17 protein-coding genes are annotated in these 25,841 nt (G+C 69.9%); 10 read left to right on the top strand and 7 right to left on the bottom strand.

All coding sequences use genetic code 11. From position 1 onward, the window contains the following. Positions 1-71: 71 nt before the first annotated feature. Positions 72-2,849 (top strand): discoidin domain-containing protein, encoded by a 2,778-nt coding sequence (locus KBX34_RS26645; RefSeq protein ID WP_247672268.1) that lies wholly within the window; start codon positions 72-74, stop codon positions 2,847-2,849. 75 nt (positions 2,850-2,924) lie between these two features. Here the strand turns inward: KBX34_RS26645 and KBX34_RS26640 are convergent, their stop codons facing one another. After that, the gene (locus tag KBX34_RS26640) at positions 2,925-5,273 is read right to left on the bottom strand and encodes a family 20 glycosylhydrolase (RefSeq protein ID WP_210927644.1); all 2,349 of its coding nucleotides are present in this window, start codon (positions 5,271-5,273) and stop codon (positions 2,925-2,927) included. A 27-nt stretch (positions 5,274-5,300) separates the two neighbouring features. Then, positions 5,301-6,374, bottom strand: a complete 1,074-nt coding sequence (locus KBX34_RS26635; protein ID WP_088946946.1) for a right-handed parallel beta-helix repeat-containing protein — start codon at positions 6,372-6,374, stop codon at positions 5,301-5,303. Between the two features lie 397 nt (positions 6,375-6,771). Between KBX34_RS26635 and KBX34_RS26630 the strand changes: the two genes are divergently transcribed. The 3 genes from KBX34_RS26630 to KBX34_RS26620 are packed head-to-tail and all read left to right on the top strand — an operon-like array spanning position 6,772 to position 9,515. Then, positions 6,772-7,791 (top strand): 1-phosphofructokinase family hexose kinase, encoded by a 1,020-nt coding sequence (locus tag KBX34_RS26630; RefSeq protein WP_247672267.1) that lies wholly within the window; start codon positions 6,772-6,774, stop codon positions 7,789-7,791. Further along, positions 7,767-8,663, top strand: coding sequence for an SIS domain-containing protein (locus KBX34_RS26625; protein WP_099851612.1), 897 nt, complete (start codon positions 7,767-7,769; stop codon positions 8,661-8,663). Before KBX34_RS26630 ends, KBX34_RS26625 begins: the two co-directional genes overlap by 25 nt. A gap of 9 nt (positions 8,664-8,672) precedes the next feature. Then, on the top strand, positions 8,673-9,515 hold the full coding sequence (locus tag KBX34_RS26620) for a ketose-bisphosphate aldolase (RefSeq protein WP_210927642.1): 843 nt from the start codon (positions 8,673-8,675) through the stop codon (positions 9,513-9,515). A 95-nt stretch (positions 9,516-9,610) separates the two neighbouring features. Here KBX34_RS26620 and KBX34_RS26615 read toward each other — a convergent pair whose 3' ends face one another. Continuing rightward, positions 9,611-10,807: an ROK family transcriptional regulator gene (locus KBX34_RS26615; RefSeq protein ID WP_210927640.1), complete on the bottom strand. Its 1,197-nt coding sequence runs from the start codon at positions 10,805-10,807 to the stop codon at positions 9,611-9,613. Positions 10,808-10,910: 103 nt separating this feature from the next. Beyond that, positions 10,911-13,343: a family 20 glycosylhydrolase gene (locus tag KBX34_RS26610; RefSeq protein ID WP_210794292.1), complete on the bottom strand. Its 2,433-nt coding sequence runs from the start codon at positions 13,341-13,343 to the stop codon at positions 10,911-10,913. Between the two features lie 329 nt (positions 13,344-13,672). On the opposite strand from KBX34_RS26610, the gene KBX34_RS33835 reads away from it, so the two are divergent. From KBX34_RS33835 to KBX34_RS26580, 6 genes are read left to right on the top strand one after another with little or no spacing between them, the layout of a single operon-like run. Beyond that, the gene (locus KBX34_RS33835; RefSeq protein ID WP_210794293.1) at positions 13,673-14,488 is read left to right on the top strand and encodes an ABC transporter permease; all 816 of its coding nucleotides are present in this window, start codon (positions 13,673-13,675) and stop codon (positions 14,486-14,488) included. Beyond that, complete coding sequence (locus KBX34_RS26600) at positions 14,485-15,267, top strand: ABC transporter ATP-binding protein (RefSeq protein ID WP_210927638.1); 783 nt, start codon at positions 14,485-14,487, stop codon at positions 15,265-15,267. Before KBX34_RS33835 ends, KBX34_RS26600 begins: the two co-directional genes overlap by 4 nt. After that, complete coding sequence (locus KBX34_RS26595) at positions 15,264-16,265, top strand: aliphatic sulfonate ABC transporter substrate-binding protein (RefSeq protein WP_088946951.1); 1,002 nt, start codon at positions 15,264-15,266, stop codon at positions 16,263-16,265. Before KBX34_RS26600 ends, KBX34_RS26595 begins: the two co-directional genes overlap by 4 nt. A gap of 28 nt (positions 16,266-16,293) precedes the next feature. Next, positions 16,294-17,706 (top strand): sulfatase, encoded by a 1,413-nt coding sequence (locus KBX34_RS26590; protein WP_210927636.1) that lies wholly within the window; start codon positions 16,294-16,296, stop codon positions 17,704-17,706. Beyond that, a complete protein-coding gene (locus KBX34_RS33830) occupies positions 17,703-18,089 on the top strand; it encodes a YidH family protein (protein WP_210794296.1) in 387 nt (128 codons plus the stop codon). Before KBX34_RS26590 ends, KBX34_RS33830 begins: the two co-directional genes overlap by 4 nt. Before the next feature lie 32 nt (positions 18,090-18,121). Next, a complete protein-coding gene (locus KBX34_RS26580; protein ID WP_141908450.1) occupies positions 18,122-18,445 on the top strand; it encodes a DUF202 domain-containing protein in 324 nt (107 codons plus the stop codon). A 69-nt stretch (positions 18,446-18,514) separates the two neighbouring features. On the opposite strand, the gene KBX34_RS34320 is transcribed toward KBX34_RS26580, so the two are convergent. From KBX34_RS34320 to KBX34_RS26565, 3 genes are all read right to left on the bottom strand, one after another. Then, the gene (locus KBX34_RS34320) at positions 18,515-21,148 is read right to left on the bottom strand and encodes a discoidin domain-containing protein (RefSeq protein ID WP_210927634.1); all 2,634 of its coding nucleotides are present in this window, start codon (positions 21,146-21,148) and stop codon (positions 18,515-18,517) included. A 75-nt stretch (positions 21,149-21,223) separates the two neighbouring features. Further along, the gene (locus KBX34_RS26570) at positions 21,224-23,494 is read right to left on the bottom strand and encodes a family 20 glycosylhydrolase (protein WP_210927632.1); all 2,271 of its coding nucleotides are present in this window, start codon (positions 23,492-23,494) and stop codon (positions 21,224-21,226) included. Positions 23,495-23,523: 29 nt separating this feature from the next. After that, positions 23,524-25,841 (bottom strand): alpha-L-fucosidase (locus KBX34_RS26565; RefSeq protein ID WP_210927630.1); only part of this gene is annotated, 2,318 nt, incomplete at its 5' end.

Raw genomic sequence — 25,841 nt, 5'->3', positions numbered from 1 at the left:
AGCATCCCTGCTTATCGGCCCTCGTGAATGTCTGGAGCCGCGTCGACCCCTCACCACACCGGGAGAAATCGATGATCTGGTCATCGCTGCCCGCGTTCCGTCGCCCCCGCACCGCCGTCCGGGCCGCCGTGGTGGCCCTCATCCTGCTCGCCGCAATGCTGCAAGCCGTACCCGCTCATGCCGGCACACCGGGAAGCGCCACCGGCCTCACGCGGGCCGGGAACACGTACACCATCGCCACCAACACGGCCGCCCGCATCCGGGTGACGCTGACACGCGCGGACATCTTCCGCGTCTGGGCGGCACCCAACGGCACATTCACCGAACCGGCGGCGAACGAGATCACCGTACGGACCGACTTCGGCGGGGTCGCCAGCACGGTGACCGACGACGGCACCGCCTTCCGCATCACCACCGCGGCGGTGGTCATCCGGATCAACAAGAACCCCCTGACCATGCAGGTCCTCCGCCCGGACGGGCGGCCGGTCTGGCGGGAGGCACAACCGCTGGACTGGTCCGCCGGCCGGACCACGCAGCGGCTGGTACGCGACGCGGACGAGCAGTTCTACGGCACCGGCCTTCGGCTGGGCGAGTGGGCGCTCCGCGACAAGACGGTGCCCATCGCCGTGGACAACCAGTGGCGGGAGAACACGAACGCCAGCCCGGCGCCCTTCTACCTGTCCACCAACGGCTACGGCGTCCTGCGCAACACCTGGGCAGCCGGCTCCTACGGCTTCACCGCACCGGTGACCACCACCCACAACGAGGAACGCTTCGACGCGTACTACTTCGTGGGTGATTCGCTCAAGGCGGTGCTCGGCGCGTACACCGACGTGACCGGCAAGCCGTTCCTGAGCCCGATGTGGGGCCTCGAACTCGGCAACGCCGACTGCTTCAACGCGTCCAACCCCACCTACCAGGGCGACCACAACCGGGCCGGGCATCAGCGGACTCCCGACGTGCTGGCGTACGCGCGGGAAGCCCGGGCCAAGAACATGCCGTCCGGGTGGTTCCTGCCCAACGACGGGTACGGCTGCGGCTACACCGACCTGCCGTCGACAGTGGCGGGCGCCAAGGCACTCGGCTTCCAGACCGGTCTGTGGACATCCGCCGGGCTCGGGTCCATCGACTCGGAGGTCGGCACCGCCGGCTCGCGCGGCGTGAAGACCGACGTCGCCTGGGTGGGCGGCGGGTACCGCGACGCGTTCCGTGGTGTGCAACAGGCTGTGGACGGCATCGAGCGGAACTCCGACGCGCGTCGCTACGTGTGGACCGTCGACGGCTGGGCCGGTAGCCAGCGCAACGCCGTTGTCTGGACCGGTGACACGTACGGCCGGTGGGACGACATGAGGTGGACCGTGCCGGCCGTAGCCGGCGCGGGGCTGTCCGGCTTCAACTACGCCACCGGCGACGTCGACGGAATCTTCGGTGGCAGCCCGAACACCTACGTGCGGGACCTGCAGTGGAAGTCGTTCACGCCGGCCTTCATGACGATGTCCGGCTGGGGCGCGACCAACCCGGCGCCCGGCTACCAGGACAAGCAGCCCTGGCGCTATGCCGAGCCGTACCTGTCGATCAACCGCAGGTACCTCCAGCTCAAGATGCGGCTGATGCCGTACCACTACACGATGAGTCGCGTGGCCAGCGTGACCGGCGTGCCGGCGACCCGGGCCCTGGTGCTGGAGTATCCCAACGACCCGGTCGCCCGCGGCAACGCCACCGCCGGGGAGTTCATGGCGGGCGACGCCTTCCTCGTGGCGCCGGTGGTCTCCGACACCGAGTTGCGCGACGGCATCTACCTGCCGGCCGGCACCTGGACCGACTACTGGACCGGGCGGGTGTACCAGGGGCCACTCACGTTGAACGGGTACGCCGCACCGCTCGACCGGCTGCCTCTGTTCGTCAAGGGCGGTTCCATCGTGCCGATGTGGCCGCAGATGAATTACACCGGCGAGAAACCGGTCTCCACACTCACCTACGACCTGTATCCGCGTGGCGCGTCGAGCTTCACGCTCTACGAGGACGACGGCATCACCCGCGCCTACCGGAACGGGGCCTATGCCACCCAGCAGGTCCAGATGACTGCGCCGACGTCCGGCACCGGAACGGTCACCGTGGACGTGGGCGCCTCCACCGGCACGTACGCCAGCAACCCGTCGTCGCGGTCCTACGAGTTCAGCGTGCACCTGGCGGGTGCTCCGCAGGCGGTCACGGTCGCCGGCCGGACGCTGCCGCCGCTGAGCACGCGCGCCGCCTACGACTCGGCCAGCAGCGGATGGTTCTACGCGGACGGAGTTCTGTGGATCAAGGTCGGTGCGCGGAACACCGCGTTCCAGACCCGGATCGACGGCGCCGTGCTGCCGGTCGCCGGCACCAGTACGCCGCCGCCGCCGATCCCGAGGGACGGCTGGCGCCTCGTGTACGCCGACAGCGAGGAGACCAGCGCGGAGAACGGCGCTGCCACCAACGCGTTCGACGGTAACCCGGCCACCTTCTGGCACACCGCCTGGTCGTCGACGGCCGCGCCCCTGCCGCACGAGATCCAGATCGATCTGGGTGCCACGTACCGGATGGATGGGCTGCGGTACCTGCCACGGCAGGACGGGGGAGTGAACGGCCGGATCGGCCGCTACGAGGTGTACGTCTCGGACAGCCCGAGCAACTGGGGCACCCCGGTGGCGTCGGGGACCTTCGCCGACACGTCGACGCAGAAGGTGGTGCCGTTCGGCGCTTTCCGCAGCGGCCGGTACGTGCGGCTGCGGGCATTGAGCGAGGCTGGCGCCCGGGGTCCCTGGACGACGATGGCCGACCTGGCGATCACCGGAACCGCGGTGACGTCGGGGAGTTGAGCCCCGCGTGGCCAGTCGGACAGGGTTGCCGCCCTGTCCGACGGGCCACGGCCATTACCGGGACCGAAAACGGGGTCAGGACAAGGACCACTGCTGGTTGGCCGCACCCGTGTACGTCCACTGGACGACGGCGGCACCGTCGTTGGTCGCGGCATTCGCCACGGTGAGCGCCTTGCCGGAGTTCCTGTTGATGATCTTGTAATTCGCGCCGACCGGGATGACGCTCCACAGCTGGTTCGTGCCGCCGTGGCTCGTCCACTGCACGACGCTCGCTCCGTCGGCGGTGGATGAGCCGGACACGTCCAACACCTTGCCGCTGCTGCGGTTGACGATGCGGTGGTAGCCGCCGCCGGCCTCGACGAGAGTCCACCGTTGGTGCGCCGCACCGTTGCTCGACCACTGGATGGCGCCACCGCCGTCCCCGCTGCCGACCGGCACCTCAAGCACCTTGGTGCTGTTGCGGTTGACGACCCGGTACTCGGTCGACGGGTCGAATGCGGCGGCCGGGGTCGCCGCCCGGGACACCTCGACCTTGTCCGCGGTGACCGCGGTGCCGGACGAACTGGCGTTCCTGCTGTTCAGCACCCGCACCCGCAGGACGTGCGAGCCCTGCGCGAGCAGTCCACTGGTGAAGACCATCGCCTGGTCCACCCGCGTGGGGGAGTACAGGTCGACCACCGTCTCCGGGCCACCGTCGATCGAGACGCCGGCCCGCCCGTGATTCGCCGCCCTGGCGGCGAAGAGCTTGACCTTGTTTCCGGTGAACCGGACCTGGTACGCGCTGTCGAGCGTGCTGCTGTAGTGGTCGTCGCCCTGGAACTGCCGGGCGCCGTTGGTCCCGTACTGCCAGGTGCCCGAGTAGCTGAACTGGTTGTCGCCGGTTCCCGTGGTGTTGTCGTTGACCTGGACCACGCTCGGCACGCCCGGGGCGTCCCCGATCGCGTCCACGCGGGTGAAGAACGCCTCCACGGTGCTCGACCGCGGGCCACCCCACAGACGCTCGGCGAGGACCTCCGTCGGCCGCTTCGCGTACTGGTCGAACCACTCGTCCGTCTGGTGTTCCACAGCATCCGACCAGCGCGCGATCTTGTAGCCGTTGACCTTCGCGTTCGTGTCCGGAGTCCAGCTCTCGTACACGTTCTTGGCGTTGACGTAGAGGTTCAGGCCGGGAGTCACGTACAGGGTGCTCTCCGGAACGCCGACGACCGTGTAGCCCAGGTTGTAGAAGTAGTTCAGCGACCCGGTGTACGGCGTGAGGACGATGCTGGTCGACGGCTTGATGCTGGTCTGCTGGCCGTTCGTCTCCCACCAGTTCCAGAGCTGGGCTGTCTTGCCGTACGACCGCACCTTGTCGTTCATCAGGTTCATGAACTCGGTGAAGACGTCGCCGGTGTAGGGGAAGCCGCGTGCCTGTGCGTAGCTGACCAGCTCGGGGCAGCTGTTCTTGGCGGCGTCGTTCTGGTATTCGTCGCCACCGATGTGAAAGTAGGGGCCGTCGAAGAGCGGCACGAACTCCGACAGCAGGTTCATGGCGAACGTCCGGGCGGAGTCCTTGGTCAGGTTGAGCGTCCAACCGCCGTTCGATCCACCGGGCCAGGGCGCGTAGTCCATCGACGGGCAGGTGAACCGCGTCGTCGGGTCGTACGTCGTCATCGTGGTGGCGTGCCCGGGCAGGTCGATCTCGGGAACGATGGTGATGTGGTGCCGCTTGGCGACATCCTGCATCCGGCGCAGGTCGGCCTTGCTGTAGGACTGGGCAGACGCCAGACCGGGGTACCGGTCGCTGCGGAGGCGGAAGCCGTTCCATTCGGTGAAGTGCATGCGCAGCGTGTTCAGGCGCAGCCACGCCATGCGGCGCAGCAGGTTCTCGAGATAGTCCATCTCGTAGAAGTGCCGGCCGACGTCGAGCATCAACCCGCGCTCGCGGTACTGCGGGAAGTCCCGGATCGTTCCCGCCGGCACTGTGGTCGCCGTCGCGCTCTGCTTGATCATCTGCAGGAGGGTCTGGGTGCCGTAGTACACGCCGGCCGCCGCGTTTCCTCGGACCACGACGTTCGGGCCGGCGGTCAGCAGGTATCCCTGGTCACCGATGCCGGCGTCCGTCGTGGTGAGGGTGAGCAGGATGTCGCCGGTCGCGGGCGCCGCCGACGAGATGACAGGTACGTCGACACCGCTGATCGCACCGAGGTCGACGCGTAACGCGGTCGCGGCCGTCGACAACTGGGCGGTGTGGGCGGGGTCCACCAGGATCCGGGAGGTCGTGGTCAGCGTGTAGAAGCCGGTGCCGCCCGTCCATTCCCGGACGCTCGGCGCGACCTGCGGTGCCGGGTTGGCCGCGTGCGCCGCCGACGGAACCTGGAGCCCCGCGCCGGCCAGCAGGGCGGCGAGTACGAAAAGAAGACGCTGTTTGCGGGATGGGAACACTGTCGCCTACCTCCGGTCGGGTGACGCTCAGAGCGGCAGAAGATCCTTGACGTTGCCCTGCAACAGGGGCAGGTTGCCGCTGTTGGCCTGCGTACCCACCAGGTGCACCGGGACGGAGCCGGTGCAACTGACGGCGAGATTGGACAGGGTGCAGCCGGACAGCATCCAGCGGGTGCCCAGCAGGTTCGTGGCGCGGATGTCGCTGTACCAGAGGGTGTTGCCGGTGAAGGTCGGCGGCAGGACGCCGTCGACGACGACGCCGGTGCCGGGATTGCGGTCGACCCCGCCGATCGGAAACGCCAACGCGGTGCTCCACCGCACGGGCACGCCGCCGTTGGAGTGGTTGACGGTGTTGCCGGTCAGGCTGCCGTGCCCCCAGTTGTCGCTGGTGAGCGCGCCGTACGGGCTGGTCTGGGCAAACGAGTAGTAGGCGCCGTAGCAACCGACGACCACGTTGCCGTTGATCGTCCAGTTCCCCGACGAGTTCCAGATGGCGAGTCGGCACGACGTGAAGCTGTTCGCGGTCAACTGCGAGTATTCGCTGCGGTCCGCCATCGACACACCGAAGTAGCAGCGGTGGAAGGCATTGCCGCTCACCTTGAGCCGGTAGCCGAAGTAGTCGTCCGCCGTCGACCCGGTGACCGCCAGGCCAGCGCCGCGCCAGTTCGTGAAGTCGCAGTCCAGGATCCGGACGCCGGTGCTGCGGCTGATCCGTATGCCGACGTGCGCGAACTGCGGTGCTGAGTCGACCGGGCTGGCCTGGCGTCCGAGGAAGTGGACTCCGCTGATGGTGACACTGCTGCGACCCGCGATGGACAGGGCGCCGGTCTGATCGTTGGCGACGGTGACCGTCGCGCCGTTGCCGACGATGACGCAGCGATCGGGGAGCGCGACAGGAGCGGTAAGGGTGTACGTGGCACCGGGTGTGAGCTGCACCTGGGGCGTGCGGGCGAGGACGGCGTTCCAGTCGTCGGTGACGCCGAGAACCGGGAGGGACGTCGAAACGATCGCGGCGTCGGCCCGGCCGGGCGGCGCGACGGCGGCGAGGGCACCGGCGGCACCCGCCACAGCGACCGCGCGGCGGGAGATTCCTGTGGTCATGGTTGTCCTTCGGACAGCGGGGGGATTGTCCTACGTCAGATGTCGGACGAACTTACGAACCTTATCGATACTCGTCAAGGGCTCCCCGGCGCCGGTTGGGCCGTCCGTGCTGTCGTCTGAGGTGTGAGATCTGTGCAACTTTCTGCAATATCCGTGTCGTCCGCGTGGCAGCTCACCAACCGACTCCGACGCCTCACCACTCCTCGCTGATCCTCGCTGATCCTCGCGCCTGTGGGGTGGCCCAACGGCGTACACCGGCCCCAGGCGGGTTGGGGGACCTTGACGGCAGTAGGGTCAGATCCTAGGGTCTGCAACATCCTGATTGATATAGGCACTGGGATGTCACGAAAGATCATGCGTGCTCGTGTAGCCGGCATCTGCCGGAGGAGGCGGCCAGATGACGATCGAAGACCCGCCCCGGGCCCGCGGTCGGGGTGACCTGATCATCTCGGTGGCGCTCAATCCGGCCCTGGATATCACCTACACCGTTCCCCAACTGGTCCCGGACACATCGCACCGGGTCACCGGCGTGGTCGCCCGTGCCGGGGGCAAGGGTCTGAACGTCGCCCGGGTGCTGCGTCAACTGGGCGCCGAGACAGTGGTCCTGGGTCTGCTCGGCGGTGCCTCCGGCGAGCACATCGAAGCGGAACTGGCGGCGGCCGGCGTGCCGGCGCAGTTCACCCGCCTCGGTGCGGAGACCCGTCGGACGGTGACCGTCCTCGCGCAGGGCACGGCGACCGTCCTCAACGAACCTGGCCCGCACGTCACCGAGGCGCAGTGGGCGGCGTTCCGGGACGCGTTCGCCGAGCGGGTGCGGGCCGCGCGGGTGGTGGTGCTGTCCGGCAGCCGGCCGCCGGGCGTACCCGAGACCGCGTACGCCGATCTCGTCACCATCGCGCGAGCCGCCGGGGCCGAGACCATCGTGGACGCCGACGGCCCCGCGTTGCGGCATGCCCTGGCCGCTGGACCGACGTTGGCGAAACCGAACGCCCACGAGGCCGCCGACCTGCTCGGACGCTCGGTACGCACCCGCGAGGACGCCGTCGCGGTGGCGCACCGGCTCGTCCGAAGCGGCGCCACCGCCGGCGTGGTGTCCCGCGGCGCGGACGGATTCGTGGCAGTCACCGGCGGGGCCGCCTACAGCGTCCGTGCGCCCGAACGGGTGTCCGGCAACCCGACCGGCGCCGGCGATGCCCTCGCGGCCGTGCTCGCGTACGGGCTCCTCACCCGCGCGCCCTGGCGGGACGTCCTCGCCCAGGGCGCGGCCGTCTCGGCGGCCGCCGTCGCCTGCCCGTGGGCGGGCGAGTACGACGACGACGTGGCTTCCCGGCTGCTGCCCGGAACCACTGTGGAAAAGCTGGAAGAACACCGCACCGACAGAGAGCAGGAACCGTGTCGCACGTCGCCTCCGAGATAGCCTCCCAACCCGAGACGTGGCGTCGCGCCGCGGACCTGGTCGCCCAGCCGGGCGTGGCGCGGGCGCTGCCCCAGCCCGGTGAGCGCGTCGCCGTCGTCGGCTGCGGCACGTCGTACTTCATGGCGCAGAGTTTCGCGACGCTGCGCGAGTCGGCGGGCCAGGGGGAGACCGACGCCTTCGCGGCCTCGGAGTTTCCCTCCGGGCGGCGGTACGACCGCGTCGTCGCCATCACCCGCTCCGGCACCACCACCGAGGTGATCCGGCTCCTTGAGCAGCTGCCGCGCGGCAGCCGCTCGACCGTGATCACGACCGATGCCGACCGGCCGGTGAGCCGGCTCGTGAGTGACTGCGTCGTCCTCGACTTCGCCGACGAACAGTCAGTGGTGCAGACCCGCTTCGCCACGACCGCGCTCGCCGCTTGGCGCGCCGGCCTCGGAGAGGACCTGACCGAGCCGATCGAACAGGCGCGCGCCCAGCTGAACACGCCGGTCGACCCGGACGTCGTCGGTCGGAGCCAGTTCACCTTCCTCGGCACCGGCTGGACCGTGGGGTTGGCGCACGAGGCGGCCCTCAAGCTGCGGGAGGCCGCACAGATGTGGGCCGAGTCGTACCCGGCGATGGAGTTCCGGCACGGCCCGATCAGCGTGGTGGACCACCGGTCCGTGGTCTGGATCTTCGGGCCGGTGGTCCCCGGCCTCCGCGACGATCTGGCCGCCACGGGCGCGATCGTCGTGCACGAGGACGTCGACGCCATGGCGCACCTCACCACCGCGCAGCGGCTCGCGGTCGAGCTCGCGAACCGTCGCGGCCTGCACCCGGACCAGCCCCGGCTGCTCACCCGGTCCGTCGTCCTGACCGCGCCGGTTGCCTGAGGACCACTGATGACCCTCGTGCCCACCGCCGACCTGGTGGCGGCGGCCCGAGCCGCCGGCACCGGCGTACTCGCCTTCAACGTGATCACGATCGAGTACGCCCAGGCGATCGCCGCCGCGGCGGAGCGTGCCGGCCGGCCGGCGATCCTGCAGATCAGCCAGAACGCTGCGCGCTACCACTCGGGCCTGTCGGCCATCGCCGCGGCGACGGCCGAGGTCGCCTGGAGGTCCAGCGCGACCCTGTCGCTGCACCTGGACCACGTGGACGACATCGGTCTGCTGGAGCAGGCTCCCGACTCGGGCTTCAGCTCCGTGATGGTCGACGCGTCCGCGCTGGCGTACGCCGCCAACGTGGCGACTACCCGCAAGGCGACCGAGTGGGCGCACGACCACCGGCTGTGGGTGGAGGCCGAACTCGGCTACGTCGGCGGTAAGCCGGACGCTCCGGCGAGCGCCCACACCGCCGGTGTCCGCACCGACCCGTCCGAGGCCGCCCGGTACGTGGCCGAGACCGGCGTCGACGCTCTCGCCGTCGCGGTGGGCAGCTCGCACGCGATGGCCGACCGCACCGCCTCGTTGGATCTCGACCTGGTGGCCGCCATCCGCGAAGCCGTACCCGTGCCCCTGGTCCTGCACGGTTCCTCCGGGGTGCCGCTGGACCAGATCCGCGCCGCGGTCGGTCATGGCATGGTGAAGATCAACGTCGGTACGGCCCTCAACGTGGCGTTCACCGACGCGGTCCGTGAGGCCCTGCCGCAGTCCCGAGACCCGCGCCGCTACCTCGCAGCGGGACGGGACGCGGTGACCGGGGTTGTCGAACGACTGCTCACTCTCCTGCCCGCGACGCCGTAGCAGGCCGCCGCGCTGCCGGGTGGTGCGCTGGTCCTGTCCCGCGCTGCCGGGCCGTGCGCTGCTCCTGTGCCGCGCTGCCGGGCCGTGCGCTGCTCCTATGCCGTGGGGAGGGCCGGCAGGGGCTCGGACATGTTGAGCCGCAGGGCTGCCGCGACGGCGCCCAGGGCGCCGCCCTCGTCGCCGAACTGGGCCGTCACGACGTCCAGGCGGCGGGTGTGTCCGGGGATCGCCAGCTGACCGATGGCCGTCCGGACCGGTTCGAGCACCGTTTCGCCGGCATGGGCGAGGGTCCCACCGATGGCCACCTTGCCCGGGTCCAACTGCACCACCATTCCCGACAGGACTCGGCCGAGCAGCGTCGCGGCGTGCCGCACCACGTCGGAGACGATCGGCTCGCCGGCGATTGCCCGCGCGACCAGATCGGCCGGGTCCGCGACTGTGACACCGCGCCGGGCGCACTGCTCGATCAGCGCCGACGGGCGGATCAGCAGCTCAAGGCAGCCGCGGCCACCGCACGGACAGGGGTCGCCGTCGGGCTCGACGCTGACGTGACCGATCTCGCCGGCCGCGCCGTGCGCGCCTCGGGCGAGCCGGCCGTCGACGATGAGCCCGCCGCCCACGCCGTCACTCCACCGGACGTAGATGGCGTCCCGCACGTCACGGGTCGCCCCCCAGGTGCCTTCGGCCAGCGCGGCCAGTCGGGAGTTGTTGTCGGTGACGACGGCTACGCCGTACCGGTCCTGAATTCGGGTGCTGACCTGCTTCGCGGCCACCGAGGGGCTGCTGCCGCTGTCGCCGGCCGAACGGCTCCGACCCGCCACCAGGCCGGGCAGGCCGAGGCCGATCGCCTCCAGGGCCCGCAGGTCGATGTCGTGCTGCTGCACGAGGTCGTCGATCAGCTTGATCGCGGCGTTGGCTCGTCGGGCCGGCCCCGCCGTCAGCGTGATGGGGCGGCTCCCCCGGGCCAGGATGTCGTGGCCCAGGGTGGCGACGATGACGGTGATCGTCGCCCGGCCGAGGTCGATGCCGACGATCCGGCCGGCGGACGGGTTGAGGCTGACGGTCGTGGACGGCCGTCCCCGGCCCCGGTGCCCGGACAGCGCGGGCTCGCGCTCGACGACCACACCGCGGGCGATGAGGTCGCCGATGATGTCGAACAGCGTGGTACGCGAGAGCCCGGTCAGCCGGATGAGCTCGGCCCGGCTGAGCGGGCCGGCGCTGCGGAGCTGAGCCAGCAGGACCTCGGTGTGTGCCAGCCGCACACGCTGCATGGCATCCGGGCGTTCGATCATCGGACCATCATGACCGATGCCTCATTTCGAATGTCGTTGCGGCAGCGTACGGGCGCGGTGGCCGGCGCCGTCACCAGCGCGAGGTGACGGCGCCGGCCGGTGGTCAGGGTGCTCGGACCGTGACGGTCAGCGCCGCCTCGACGGGGGAAGCCCCGGCCGAGCGCACCGACAGTCTCCCGGTGTACGTGCCCGGTGCGCCGAACGTGCGTCGGGACACCACGGTGAACGCGCTGTTGATCTGCATCGCGGAGATGCTCGGGTCGCGCGTGGCGGTCGGTGTGAGCGCCTCCACCCGCCCGTCGCTCCAGGTGACCGTGGTGGCCAGGTCGGCGGACCGGAGTCCGGGGGCGGTGACCGTCCAGGTGGCGCCGGCCGGTGCGCCGACGACCGCGGTGGCCGGACGGCCGATCGCCTGCTTGCGCCACGCGACGTCCGCGGTGGGGAAGAAGTTGACGCCCTGGACCGTCAACCGGCCGCCGGCCACGGACAGGCGGGTGGTGAAGTCGGCGTAGCTGCGCTGCGCCTGCGGCGTCCATCCGACCTCGGCGGTGGCGACCAGGCGCGGGAAGCTGTAGTACTGCGCCTGACCGATGCGGCGGATGAACTCGCCCCAGAGCGCCGATTCGACCCCGAGCACGCTGGTCTCGGCGATGTTCGGGATGAAGGTGCCGGGGTCCCAGTTGTAATGCCGGTCAAGCCCGCACGGTCCGCCGCACGCCCAGGTGCCACCGAGCGGCTGACGGGAGTCCTGCTTCTGCGGCACGTACGTGTGGGCGGCGGGGGAGAGGACGACCTGGGCGCCGCGGCCGGTCACCGCGTTGGCCACCGCGGTGCGGTCGCCGTTCCAGTACTGCACGACGGCCCTGTTCTGGGGCAGCGTCGTGCCGGCGTACTCGTTCCAGCCGACCACCGTCTTCCCGAGCGAGGCGACAGTCGAGGTGAAGGCGTTCACCATCGTGGTGTAGTTCGCGTGGCTGGTCACGTGAGCCTCGTCGCCGCCGATGTGCAGGTACGGCCCCGGCGTCATGGCGGCGATCTGGGTCAGGACCTGAGTGACGAACTCGTACGTCGTCGTGCTGGCCGAGTCGAACGTCGAGTAGCCGACGTTGCCGGTGCCGTTGGCCGGTGCGGTCCGCTGTCCGGCGGCCGGTTTCGGCTGGGCGCCGGTCGTGTTCAGCTGGGGGATGGCGTGCAGCGCGGCGTTGGTGTGCCCGGGCATGTCGATCTCCGGGATGACGGTCATGCCGTTCACGCCGGCGTAGCGCACGATCTCGGCGTAGTCGGCCTTGGTGTAGAAGCCGGTGACACCCAGCTCGGTGCCCATCAGCTGGCCGCTGTCGTTGTAGGTCATGGCGGTACGGCCACTGACCGTGGTGAGCAGGCCGTAGTCGATGCCCGCCGGGTTGCTCGCCGGGTTGTCGAGGGCGATCCGCCAGCCCTGGTCGTCGGTCAGGTGCAGGTGCAGACGATTGATCTTGTATTGGGCGGCGCCGTCGATGTACGCCTTGATCTCGTTCATCGGGTAGAAGCTGCGAGCGACGTCGAGCATCATCCCGCGGTGGGCGAAGCGTGGGTAGTCGGAGATCGTCACCGCCGGCACGGTCCACGTGGCGTCGACGACGGTGTCGGACTCCACCCACTGGGGGAGGAGTTGCCGCAGCGTCTGCACGCCGTTGAGTGCGCCGTTCGCCGTGTCGGCGCTGATCTGGACCTTCGTGGTGGTGACGACGAGGCGGTACCCCTCGGCTGCCTGCCCGGCGGGGCCCTTGCCGGCGCCGACCTCGACGACGATGGGCGCGGGCGCGCTGCTCCGGGTGACCACCGGCAGGCCGTACCCGGTGGCCGGTCGTAGCAGGCCGGCGAGGTAGGTCGCGGGCGCGGTCGCTTGCGCCCCGACCGCGACGATGGGCGTGTTCCGGTTCAGCGTGTACGGCGTGCCGCCGTTCTCCGTCATGGACACGGGTTTGGGCAGCACGCCCAGCGAGGGCGCGGGTGCGGGCGCCGTCTCGTTCCAGATCTCGAATTCGGAGATGGAGTAGCCGTAACCCGCCCACCGCTGGTGCCCCTGCATGCGCACGTGGGACACGGGCTGCGCCGAGTTCACCGCGATGACGTCCGTCCGGGGGCAGGTGTCGCGTTGGACGCGGGCAACGTCCGTCCAGGTGGTGCCGTTGGTCGAGGTCTGCAGTGTGAAGTCACGGGCGCACGCGTTGGGCCAGGCGAGCACGACGTGGTCGACAGTGGCAGGGGTCGCGAGCCGTACCTGCACCCAGTTGGCGTCCTGGTACTTCGACGACCACCGGGTGTTGCGGTCGCCGTCGTTGACGTGGGCGGCGACGAAGTCGGCCCGGTCGAGCTCGACGCTCGACGCGGTGGCGGTGCCGGTCCGGGCCAGGTTCACCGGCGCGGCGGCGGCCGCGGCCGGCGTGCCGGAGGTGACCGGCGCGACGAGCGTCGCGGCGATCAGCAGGGCGAGGGGGGCGGCGATGCGCCGGCGTCTCGATCCGGTGCTGTGGCGGGAGCGTGGAATCGACATGGGACTCCTTGGGCCGTCGCCCGGAGCGCCGGGCGGCTGGGGTGGCTCGGTACGCCGCAGTCTGACGAGAGCCGTCAATTTAGTCAATGCGTCGCACAATATCCGGCGCCGACGGCGGGGTGGGCGGGCGTTGTCATGGCAGCGCCGTCACCCTAGGGTTGCTGGTCACCAGACATCGGATGTCTTATGAATCGAGGCAGTGCCGCCAGCTCGGCAATTTTAGTCCGAAGGGTTGACATGATTAGTCCGGTCACCAAAGATTCCCTTACCTTGAGCGCCGCCCACCCGGAAGGCGCGCTCCAATCCGACCTGGGCTACGGAGGGCCACCGTGCCGATAGACGTTCAACCGCCCCGGACCCGCGGGTCGGAGACCACCCGCACGGCGTCGCCGCCACGCCGTGCCGTACCACTGCTGGCATGGAACGTGATCGCCGTCGTGCTCGGCATCGGCATCTGGACCGTGCTCGCGCGGGTCGGGGTGTCGGGCCTTCCCGGGCCACAGGCGGTCGCCGTCCGCGCCGGTGAACTCGCCATGGACGGCACCCTGCTCGACGACAGCCTCGCCAGCCTGCGCCGGGTGCTCATCGGATTCGCGCTCGGCACCGCCCTCGCGATTCCGGTCGGCTTCCTGATGGGGTGGTACCGGACGGCACGTGGCCTGATCGAGCCCTACGTGCAGTTCTTCCGCACGATCCCGCCCCTGGCCGTCATCCCGTTGGCCATCCTGCTCATGGGCATCGGGGAGACGCCGAAGATCTTCGTCATCTTCCTGGCCGCGTTCCTGTCCTGCGTCGTGTCGACGTTCCAGGGCGTGGTGAGCGTCGAACGCACCATGATCAACGCAGCCCGGGTGCTCGGCGCGAACGACGCCGTGGTGTTCCGCCGGGTCATCGTCCCCGCGTCCACCCCGTTCATCCTGGTCGGCATGCGCGTCGGCCTCGGTGCGGCGTGGGCGACCCTCGTGGCCGCCGAGCTGATCGCCGCGCAGGAGGGCCTCGGCTACCGCATGCAGCAGGCGCAGATCTACTACGACCTGCCGAGCATCTTCGTCGGCCTGATCACCATCGGTGTGCTCGGCCTGATCATGGACCGGCTCCTGCTCACCGCGGAGAAGCGCCTCACCGGATGGCAGGAACGTCGATGACCGAGAAGATTTCCTTCCGCTCCACCAGCCGCACGTTCGAGGTGGGCGGCAAACCGTTCCACGCGCTGCAGAACGTCGACCTGGACATCGCCGACTGCGAGTTCGTCACAGTGGTCGGCCCGTCCGGCTGCGGCAAGTCGACACTGCTGAACATCGCAGCCGGCCTGGTCGAACCCACCGGCGGTGAGGTGCTCGTCGACTCGCGACCGGTGCGTGGGCCCGGCCCGGAACGCGGCGTCATCTTCCAGCAGTACGCGCTGTTCCCCTGGCTGACCGTGCGCCAGAACGTCGAGTTCGGTCTCCAGATCGCCAAGGTCGGGCGGGCCGAGCGGCGGCGACGGGCGCAGCACTTCATCGACCTGGTGGGCCTCACCGACTTCGCCGACGCGCTGCCCCGGATGCTGTCCGGCGGTATGCGGCAGCGATGCGCCATCGCCCGCGCGTACGCCGTCGACCCCGGCGTCCTGCTCATGGACGAACCCTTCGGCGCCCTGGACGCCCTCACCCGGGTGCAGATGCAGGATCAGCTGCTGGCCACCTGGGGCTCCGAGCGACGCACCGTCATGTTCATCACCCACGACGTCGACGAGGCCGTCTACCTCGCCAACCGGGTCGTCGTCATGGCTGCCCGGCCCGGCCGGGTGCACGAGGTCATCGACGTCGACCTGCCGTACCCGCGCACCGAAGTCGTTCGCCTGTCACCGGAATTCTCCCGGATCCGCAATCGGGTCTGGCGCGCCGTCTACCACCAGACCCCTCAGGAAGGTGCATCGCAATGAGCCCTCTCTCCCGTCGATCCCTGCTCACCGGCATCGCCGGCCTCGGCACCGCCGCAGCCCTCGCCGCCTGCGGCGACGACGACCAGTCCGGATCCGGCGGTTCCGGCAGCGAGCCGGTGAAGCTGGGCTACATCGCCGACTTCACCGGCGCGAGCCTCATGGCGATCGCCGACGACAGGAAACTGTGGGCCGAACACGGTCTCAAGCCGGACCTCAAGGTCTTCACCAACGGCCCCCTGCAGGTGCAGGCGCTCGGCGCCGGCGACCTCGACTTCGGCTACCTGGGCCCGGGCGCGATGTGGCTGCCGGCCTCCGGCAAGGCCCGGGTCATCGCCATCAACTCGCTCGGTTTCGCCGACCGGGTCATCGCCCAGCCGGGCATCACCTCCATGGCCGCGCTCAAGGGCAAGAAGGTCGGCGTGCCGGAAGGCACCTCCGGCGACATGATCGTGCGGCTGGCCCTGCGGAGCGCCGGCCTCTCCATCGACGACGTCCAGAAGGTCGCGATGGACCCGAGCACTGTCGTCACCGCGTTCGGGTCGGGCCAGATCGACGCGGCCGGCATCTGGTACCCGCTCATCGGCACCATCAGCAAGCGGGTGCCGAAGCTGACCGAGCTGGCCAAGAACGACGACTTCTACCCGGCCATCAGCTTCCCGTCCGCCTATGTGGGCCGCAACGACGTGGTGACCGGCAAGCCGGACCTGGTGAAGAAGGTGCTCGCGGTGCTGCGTGCCGCCAACGACGAGCGGGCCGCCAACCTGGACCGCGCTGTCGAGGTCACCGCGAAGTTCCTCAAGTCGGCCCCGATCGACCAACTGCGCGCCGAGGCCGCCAACGCCCGGTTCCTGCCGTCGGCCGAGCTCGCCGCCAAGTCCACCGACGGCACCGTCGCGGGTTGGCTCACCGGCCTCAACGGCCTCTTCAAGGACCTGGGGAAGCTGCCGAACGCTGTCGACCCGAGCACCTACTACGACGCCGCCGCGTACGCGTCCTGAGGCGGGTCGCGTGAGAAAGGATCAGCACGTGCGGCCCAACATCGTCTTCATCATGGCCGACGACCACGCCGCGCACGCGGTGGGCGCCTACGGAAGCAAGATCAACGAGACGCCGCACATCGACCGCATCGCGGCCGGCGGTGCTCTCCTGGAAAACTGCTTCTGCACCAACTCGCTGTGCGCGCCCAGCCGGGCCACCATCCTCACCGGCACCTACAACCACGTCAACGGCGTGCAGACGTTGTCGACCGAGTTCGACAACAGGCAGCTCGTCTTCCCGGAGCTGCTGCGCCGCGCCGGCTACCAGACGGCCCTGGTCGGTAAGTGGCACCTCGGGCACGGCCGGGAGCACGACCCCCGGGGGTTCGACTACTGGGAGGTCGTGCCCGGCCAGGGGCGGTACCGCGATCCCGTCTTCATCGGTATGGACGGCACCGAGCAGGTCCGTCCGGGCTACTGCACGAACATCATCACCGACCTGGCCGTCGACTGGCTCGACCAGCGCGACCCGCAACGACCCTTCTGCCTGCTGGTGCACCACAAGGCGCCACACCGCAACTGGGAGCCCGACGACAAGCACCGCGACATGTACGTCGACGACGTGGCCGTGCCGGGCTCGTTCGACGACGACCACTCGGGGCACGCCGCCGCCGCCCGGGCCGCCCGGATGCGGGTGGACCGGGACCTGACCGCCAACGACATCAAGGAGATGCTGCCGCCACACCTGGACCCCGACGAGGCCGCCCTCTGGACCTACCAGCGCTACATCAAGGACTATCTGCGCTGCGTCGCCAGCGTCGACGACAACGTCGGCCGCCTGCTCGACTATCTCGACGAGCACGGGCTGACCGACGACACCATCGTCGTCTACACGTCCGACCAGGGCTTCTTTCTCGGTGACCACGGCTGGTACGACAAGCGGTTCATGTACGAGGAGTCGCTGCGGATGCCGTTCCTGATCCGCTACCCGGCGGAGATCCCGGCCGGCTCCACCACCAACGCGCTCGCCATGAACGTCGACTTCGCGCAGACGTTCCTCGACTACGCCGACGTGCCGGCCGACTCCCGCATGCAGGGACGCTCACTGCGACCCCTGCTGCGCGGCGAGGACGCCGACGACTGGCGGCAGTCGGTGTACTACCGCTACTGGGAACACGACGACGACGAGCACCACGTGTGGGCGCACTACGGCGTACGCACCCACGACCACAAACTGGTCTACTACTACGCCGACGGGCTGGGTCTGCCCGGCACCTCCACCACGGTGCAGGAGCCGGAGTGGGAGCTGTTCGACCTGCGCGCCGACCCGTGGGAGATGCGCAGCGTCTACGACGACCCGGCGTACGCGCGGATCAGGGCGGCACTCGTCGAGGAACTCGCCCGCGTCCAGCGGGAGTGTGGCGACGTCCCGTGGCAGCCGCCGGCACCGGTCAGCGGGTGACGGACGAGGCACCTCCCGCGCCGGCCGGCCCCGGCCGCCCCGACCGTCGCTGGCCACGCCGCGTCTACGGGGTCGGCACGGAGCCGGACCCCCGGTTCACCCTCGCCAACGAGCGCACCTTCCTCGCGTGGCTGCGGACCGCGCTGGGCCTCATGGTGGCCGCCGCGGCGGTCAAGGCCTTCGGCGCGGAAGGCTCGCAGTGGGCGGCGGCCGTGCTGGCGGTGCTCGCCGTCGGGGTGGCCGTCGAGGCGTTCCCTCGTTGGAGCCGCAACGAACGGGCGCTGCGGCTCCAACTGCCGTTGCCGTCGACTCCCGTCGCGGTCGTGGCGGCTGCGGGGGTGGTCGTGGCCGGCCTGACCATCCTCGTCGTGGTGCTGATCTGATGTCGGTGCCGATCTGATGTCGTGGTGCTGATGTGACGGAGCCACCACGGCTCGCCGACCGGGGAGCACAGGCCGAACGCACCCTGCTGGCGTGGCTTCGTACGGCGTTGGCGACGGCCACCGTGCTGGTGGCCGTCGGACGGGAACTGGTGCCGCGTCATCCGTTCGCGGCGGGACTTGTGCTGGCCTGCGCTCCGCTCGCCGTCGTGGTTGCCGTCCTGGCGCGGCGTCGGTATCGGACCGTCCGACTGCCCACCCACCTGGGTCAGCCGGAGGGTGCCGCACTGCTGGCCGCCGGCAGCGCGCTGGTCGTGACCGGCGGCGTGGCGGTCCTCGCCCATGTTCTCGCCCGATAGGGCGGGTTGCCGTCGATCCTGCCGTTCCCGGGCGACACCAGCGTCGCCCCGGAACGGCAGAGAGACCGGTCAGGCCGTCGAGCCGTACAGGTTGATCTCGGCGGCGGAGGCGTACCCGGCGCCGTTGGCGGCGCGGGTGGTGCGCAGGCGTACGTGCCGGGCCGTGGTGGGCGCGAAGAGCGCCGACTTCACTGTGCTACCGGAGCCGAAGGTGCCGGCGGCGATCTGGGTCCAGGTGGTGCCGTCGGCGCTGGTCTGGATCTGGTAGTCGGCGATGGTGCCGTTGGTGCCACCGTCCTGGCGGGGCAGGTAGTCGAGTTTGTCGATGCGGAAGGTGCCGCCGAGGTCGATGGTGATCTGGTGCGGCATGGCGGCGACACCGCCGACGTAGCGGGTGTGCCAGATGGTGGCGGGGTTGCCGTCGATGGCATTGGCGGCGGCGCCGTTCTCGCCGACCGTCTCGACGCTGTCCGCCGTCGCGGTCCAGCGGGCGCGCGACAGCTGCTGGCTGTCTCCGCCGCCGATCGCCTCGTCCGTCGGTGCGGCCTGGAAGACGGCCACCTCGAACGGCGCCAGCGTGATGCTCACCGGTGCGGCGGGACCGGACACGAAGCTGGATCGGCGTCCGTCGCGTTCGGTGAACTTGTACCGCTGGTGGGTCCCGCCGGGCAGCTCGAAGACCGTCTGCGGGTTGACCGTGAAGCTCTGCGCGGACGCCGACGGGTTACGCAGCATCAGCATGCCTCTGGACGCCCCGGCCGAGGAGTTCCAGGCGGCCGTGCCGTAGACGGCGCCTGCCGCCGGGTCACCGCCGACCCAGTGCACGTCGCTGAGCAGTCCCTGGTTGGCGCGGGCCCACTTGGCGTTGGCCGCCACGGTGTCCCAGAACCAGGCCGCGCCCGGCCGGTTCGCGTCGACGAGCGTGTTGCGCACGTACAGCTCCTGCAGGCTCAGACCGAGCGCGAAGTAGGCGCGGATGTCCTGCGACACCTCCGCCTGGACGCTCGGCTTGGTGAGGTCGTAGTCGGCGGTGAACTGCGGTGTGCGGTCGGAGAAGATGACCCCGTGGTTCATCAGGCTCGGGATCGGGAACAGCGGGTTCTGGGTGGCGACGTTGCGGAACGTCTCCGAGTCGCGATAGTTGACGTAGCGCTGTTGTGCGCTGCCCGCACCGGTCAGTGACGCGTCGTGCCCGTCGCGCCAGATGGAGTCGGCGTACCACAACCAGTACGGCGAGCCCCAGGTGCCGACTGTCGCGTTGACGAACACGTCCTTCTGGTGCGCCCGCAGATCCCCCGTCAGCCCGAGCAGTGCCTCGTAGTCGGCGATGTAACTCGCGTTCGGGCCGGACTGGTAGAGCCCGCCGCCAATCCCGTCGAGCTTGAAGCCGCGTACCCCCTGGTTGTCCATCATGTCGAAGGCCACCGACCGGAACCGGTCGTAGTAGCGGCTGCCGCCGAGCTTGAACTGACCGCCGCTGTGGGTCTCCAGCCGCTGGTCGGCCGGCTTGCTCGCGTTGATGGCCTGGCGGGTGGCGGCGCTGGTGCCGTACCCGCCGAACGGCGACATCCACACCGACATCGATGCGCCATACTGCGCGGCCGCGGCCTTCTGCGGTGCGAAACCGGTGGGGAACTGGGTCGGGTCGAACGACCAGACGTTCAGGTTCGTCTCGTCGACCCGTGGTGAACGCAGATAGTCCCAGCCGTCGTCCACCCAGAAGCTGTCGATGGTGGCGCCGCGGTTGCGCAGCTGGGTGCCGAACAGGTTGACGGCCCGGGTCAGCTCGGCGCTGTTGATGACCTCGCCGGGTGGCTTGAGGTCCAGCCAGCTCTGGTAGTGCAGGAACGTGCGGCGGTCGTGAGCGCGTTCGCGTTGCAGGTAGTACTGGAACGAGCGGCGTAGCTGCCCGGCGGGGGAGACACCGGTGGAGGCGGTGTACACCCACGACGCGCCCGCGGTGAGATCCCCGGCACGGGGCACCGCGATGTCGACGGTCGACCCGGTCACTGTGGCCTTCGCCATCGGGTTCTCGATGCCGACGAACACCGTCTCGCCACCGGCCGCGCCGTGCACGACCGGGCTGCCGTCGTCGTTGCCGAGCACCCGTGCGTTCGCCAGGTTGAGTTCCACCAGGCGCAGCGACGTCACGTCGAACGCGCCGGCCACCGAGCGCACAGTGAAGCTGTGCTGCACGGAGTTGGCACCGCCGCGCAGCCGTACCTGCCACTGCACGTCGAGGGTCCGCGCCCCGCTGCCGTACCGGAAGGTGGTGGTGACCGCCTTGCCGGCGAAACGTTCCGCGAGCCGTGCCGACGCCGCGTTCGCCGGCAGGTCGCTGACCACCGGGCCGGCGGAGACCGTCGTGTTCGCCGTCGTGATCGTGCTGCCGTCGGCGAGGGTGAGGGTGAAGAGCCCACGGAGGCTCATCGGCACCGTGGTGTTCGCTGCCCGGTTGTCGAACCGGGTCAGCGACACCGTGCTGCCGAGCACGCTCCACGTTGTCGACAGCGCCGCGTTGGCCAGGGTGAAGCTGCCGCCGGACAGCGACGCCGTCGCCGCGCCCGGTTGGGGGCCGGGGAAGACCAGGCCGGCGGCATCGGTGTAGGTCGGGTCGGCCGGGACCGCCGCCCCGGCCGGGGCCTGATGGCCCCCGACCGTGGCGACGGCAGCGGCGATCAGAGCCAGGACGATGGTGGGCACGACGAGTCGCCGTGGCCGTGCTGCCGATGAGGATGGCGGGGGGATGGCGTGCTGCATCGTGCCTCCATCGGTGGTTCAGGCGGTGGGGGTGCTCCAGCGCTGGTTGGCGCCGTTGGTGCAGGGCCAGAGGATGAGGCGGGTGCCGTTGGCGGTCGCGCCGCCGTTGGCGTCGAGACACTTGCCGCCGGTGCGGTAGGTGCTCGTGGCGGTGTCGTAGGTCCACCGCTGGGTCGTGGCGGTGGTGCAGGTGCCGATCACGATCGTGGTGCCGTCGGTGAGGCTCCCGTTCGCTGGCCACAGGCACTTGCCCAGCGCGGTGAGGGTGCCGTCGTTGCGGTGGGTCCACGTCTGGTTGGCGCCGCTGTTGCAGTCCCAGAGGTTGACCGCGGTGCCGTCGGTGGTGTTGCTGCCGGGGATGTCGACGCAACGGCCGCTGGCAGCGCCGGTGATGACGCCCTTCTTCGGGCCGTAGACCTCGAACTCCCAGAGGGAGTAGCCGAAGGTGGTGGCCCGCGCGGTGCCCTGCATGCGGACGTAGCGGGCGGTGGTGTTGACGAGGTGCTCGTCGGTGCCGCCGTCCCCGGCGGTGACGGTCACCGCGGTGCTCCAGGTGGTGCCGTTGGTCGACGTCTGAATCTGGTACGCCCGGCCGTAGGCGGCCTCCCAGCGCAGTGCGACGCGGGACAACTCCTGACTGCTGCCGAGGTCGACCTGGATCCAGCTCGGGTCGGTGTAGGCCGAGGACCAGCGGGTGCTGATGTCGCCGTCCACCGCCGCCGCGGCCGGGAAGCTGGCCGTCTCGGTCGACGACGCGGTCACCGGGCGGTTCGTCGCCAGGTTGCCGGTCGCCACCGCCGGCCCGCCGGGAGCCCGGCCGATGCGGTCGATGATCGCCCCGAAGGCGGTGTACGTGGCGACCGGCTTCGGTGACCCCCAGGTCTGCTGGGCGATCACACGCAGGATGGTCCGGATGCCCGCCGCGATCTGGTCCTCGGTCTCCGCGTCCGGGTAGTCACACCAGATGTGCAGCACAGTGCCGAGGTTGCGGGACGTGTCGCCGACGGTGGTGTTGCCCTGGAACCGGTCCGGGGTCCAGGTCTCGTAGGCCCACGTCACGTTCGGCTTGCTGATGGCGGGAACGTAGTAGGTCGGATCCCACGCCTGGTTGGAGATGGTGTGCCCACGGTCCAGCAGGGCCTGCGGGGTGATGCCGTAGTTGTACCAGACCTCGACGTGGATGTTGGACGCCGGCCGGATGGTGCCGTCGGTGCCGATGCCGTCGTTCCACATGCGAGTGGTCTTGCCGCCGGCGCGGACGATGTCGTTGGCCCAGTTGATGAAGCCGTAGTAGGCGTCCTTCGCTGTGGCGTTCGCCCCGTAGGTCGCGCGGGCGTAGGTCAGCAGCTGCGGGTAGGCCGCGTAGTTGCCGATGTACTCGTCCGCGCCGATGTGCCAGTACCGGCCGGGAAACAGCGGCAGGAACTCGGTGATGAGGTCCCGGGCGAGGGTGTAGGCACCCGGCTTGGACAGGTCGAGGTAGTAGGGGTTGCGGTTGCCGTTGGTGTCGGTGAGTTGCAGGTCCGGGTGGTCGGCCAGAATGGCGTTCATGTGGCCCGGCATGTCGATCTCGGGGATGACCTCGATGTGGTACTGGGCCGCCAGGGCGATGAGGTCGCGGATCTGCTGTTTGGTGTAGAACTGCTCCGACACCACCTCCGGGTGGGTGGTGCTCTCCAGCCGGAATCCGAACGTGTCGGACAGGTGCAGGTGCAACCGGTTCATCTTCAGGTAGGCGAGCTCCTTGACGTGCCGACGGAGCCAGTCGACGGTGAAGTACTTGCGACCAACGTCGACCATCATCCCGCGTTCGGACTTGGTCGGGGCGTCGGTGGTCGTGCCCGCCGGCACCGTGCTGGACTGCTTGAGCAGTTGCAGCACCGTCCGGGTGCCGTAGAAGGCGCCGGCGTCGGTCGAGCCCTGGATGGCGATGCTCGACCCGACAGTCATCGTGTAGCCCTCGGCGGGTTGGCTGCCGCCCAGGGTCAGCCGGATGTCGCCGGTGGCGGCCGTGCCGGTGGTGACCGGGATGGTGCGGCCGGTCAGGTCCCGCAGGTCCGCGGCGAAGGTGGCAGCGTCGTCGTTGAGCTGGACGGTGTACGCGGGATCGACCACGATCCGGGTCGTGGTGCCGAAGGTGTAACTGCCGGTGCCCGCCGTCCACTGCTTCAGCGCCGGGATCACCTGCAGATCACCCGGTACGGCCGAGGCCGGCGTGGCCGGCACTGTCAACAGTGCGGCGGCGAGTACCCCCACCGCGCCGGTGACACTGATACGTCGAAGACGCATTTGTTCACTCCTCTCAAAAGGCTGGGAAATCAGCAGGACGCCGGGTTGGCGGTGCTGTCGGTGGCGTACGCGGTGAGAGTCGCGACCTGCGGGACACCGCGCGCGGCGGTGACCCGCAGCCGCAGCCGGTCGCTGTTCACGGCGGCGGTCAGCGGCACGATCCGCTTGTGTCCGACCGTTCCGGCGGCGGCGACCTGTTGCCAGCCACCGTTGATCCAGGCGTCCACGGCGAACGCCTCGATGCGCTGGCCGTTGCCGACCGACTCCTGCAACAGGAGCCGGTCGAACGTGCGGGCCCGGCAGGCGGTCAGTTCGACAGCGCCGGTGGTGGCACCACCCGAGGGCGACCAGTACGTGCCCAGGGCCGTGTCGGTGAGGGCGGCGTGGGTGCCGGTCGCACCCGCCGTGGCGAACAGCTCCCGGCCGTACCGGGCGCGTTGTGCGGTGCCGAACCCGTCGAGGGCGGTGACGTCCGGCGCGTCGATCACGCCGGCCCGGTTCGGCGGGACGTTGAGCAGCAGGTTGGCGTTGCGACCCACCGCGTTCTCGTAGAGCTGCATCAGCGCGGCCGGCTGCTTGACCGAGCCGTTCTGGCCGGAGTGCCAGAACCAGCCGGGTCGGATGGACACGTCCGCCTCGGCCGGATACCAGGACAGGTACGTGACAGTCCCCAGGTTGCGCCCGATCAGCGCGCTGGATCCCAGGTCGCCCGACGCGGCGCCACTGAGCATGTCGTCGTCACGGTTCAACGCGCCGGGATCGGCGCCCTTGAACGGCAGTGCGCTCCACTCGTCGGCCCGGAACGCCCCGGACTCGGAACCGACCCAGCGCACGTCCGGGCCGTTGATCGCGATCGTGGCGCCTGGTTGCAGGGCCCGGATCAGCCGGTACCAGTCACCGACCTGGTACGGCTGCGGGTACGCGGTGTACGGGTTGGCGCCGTCGAACCACACCTCGGCCATCGGTCCGTACTCGGTGAGCAGCTCGTAGAGCTGGTTGAGGAAGTAGGCGTTGTAGTCGTCGGCCTGGTACGTGTACGTCTGCGTGGGGGTGCGGGTGTCCCCGGCGACGAGCGTCGGGATGGTGACGTTCCGCTTGGCACTGCCGTTGCCGAACCGGTCGCCGCCGCGCCGGCCGGGGATCTCCGCGCCGTCGGCGGGGGAGAGGTAGAAGCCCACGGCAAGACCTGCCGAGCGGGCGGCGTCGACGGTGGCGCGAAGGATGTCGTTCTGGCTGGTCCGACCCCACCAGGGGCTGCTGCGCACCGAGTGGGTGCTGTATCGCGACGGGTAGAGCAGGAACCCGTCGTGGTGCTTGACGGTGAGGATGATCTGCTTGAAACCGTTGCGTTTGAGCACGCCGATCCACTGTGTTGGGTTGACCACCGTGGGGTTGAACTGGGCCGGGTCCTCGTTCCCACTGCCCCATTCGACGTCGGTGAAGGTGTTCATGCCGTAGTGCAGGAACGCCGTCAGCTCGCGTTGTTGCCAGGCCAGTTGGGCGGCTGACGGCGTGACCTGGGCTGCCTTCTGCCGGATCCGGTCGAGGGTGTCGCACCGGTCGACGGTGATGACGGTGGCCGGCGTGACCGGGCCGCTGCTGCCCGGGTCGCCCGCGCAGCCGGGGGGCGGCGGTGTGCCACCACAGACCGGCGCGTCGAGTTGGAAGTCGGCCGGACCGGCGGCACCGGTCATCGACGCGAGGGCGACGGCGTCCAGCGTGCCGTGCCAGCCGCGGTTGCGAGCGCCGGCGTCGTTGCCGAAGGCCAGCAGACCCTGCGACGCGTTGGCCGCGGCCACCGGTGTGGTGACTGTGGTGCCCACCTGGCAGCCGTTGACGTACGCGACGAGCCGTGCCGCGGTGTCACTCACGTACTCGTAGGCCAACGCCACATGGGTGTCCTGCGTGTCGGCCAGGTTCGGCCCGCTCTGCCGGGTGTCGTGGTACGGCGCGTCCGGCCCGTACATGCCGAACTCGGTAGTGGTCTGCGAGCCGCTGGCGTAACGGTAGTAGCCACCGCCGGCGAGGCTGAGCAGCGTGTCGAAGGTGATCGTGGCGCCGCTCTGTCGGCGTACCACCGCCTCGGCCAGCAGGCTCTTGTTGACGTATTTCGCGCTGGTCACCGGGATCCGGGGGGTGAACCCGATGCCGGTGCCCCCTCCGGTGAGCGTGACGGTCGTACCGCTGATCACCTCACTGCCGGCCAGCCGGGTGAGCTGCCCGTCGACCAGTTCCCCGGTCGAGGGGGTGTAGCCGGTGGTGGAGGTGAACGTGCCGCTGAAGCCGACGTCGAGCAGCGGTTGGTAGTCAGCCGCCGCGACGCGCCACTGCTGGTTGGTGGCGGTGG

This window comes from Micromonospora sp. M61 (genome assembly GCF_018070245.1).
GTDB lineage: Bacteria > Actinomycetota > Actinomycetes > Mycobacteriales > Micromonosporaceae > Micromonospora > Micromonospora zamorensis.
The sequence above is the reverse complement of the archived record's forward strand: the minus strand, read 5'-3'. Positions and strand labels throughout refer to the sequence as shown.

What these genes read in the sequence shown, in the direction of transcription:
- KBX34_RS26610 (WP_210794292.1), bottom strand. Translation starts at nt 13,343, where the DNA reads ATGTCGATTCCACGCTCCCGCCACAGCACCGGATCGAGACGCCGGCGC.
- KBX34_RS26600 (WP_210927638.1), top strand. Translation starts at nt 14,485, where the DNA reads ATGACCGAGAAGATTTCCTTCCGCTCCACCAGCCGCACGTTCGAGGTG.
- KBX34_RS26630 (WP_247672267.1), top strand. Translation starts at nt 6,772, where the DNA reads ATGACGATCGAAGACCCGCCCCGGGCCCGCGGTCGGGGTGACCTGATC.
- KBX34_RS26595 (WP_088946951.1), top strand. Translation starts at nt 15,264, where the DNA reads ATGAGCCCTCTCTCCCGTCGATCCCTGCTCACCGGCATCGCCGGCCTC.
- KBX34_RS26645 (WP_247672268.1), top strand. Translation starts at nt 72, where the DNA reads ATGATCTGGTCATCGCTGCCCGCGTTCCGTCGCCCCCGCACCGCCGTC.
- KBX34_RS26570 (WP_210927632.1), bottom strand. Translation starts at nt 23,494, where the DNA reads ATGCGTCTTCGACGTATCAGTGTCACCGGCGCGGTGGGGGTACTCGCC.
- KBX34_RS26620 (WP_210927642.1), top strand. Translation starts at nt 8,673, where the DNA reads ATGACCCTCGTGCCCACCGCCGACCTGGTGGCGGCGGCCCGAGCCGCC.
- KBX34_RS26615 (WP_210927640.1), bottom strand. Translation starts at nt 10,807, where the DNA reads ATGATCGAACGCCCGGATGCCATGCAGCGTGTGCGGCTGGCACACACC.
- KBX34_RS26635 (WP_088946946.1), bottom strand. Translation starts at nt 6,374, where the DNA reads ATGACCACAGGAATCTCCCGCCGCGCGGTCGCTGTGGCGGGTGCCGCC.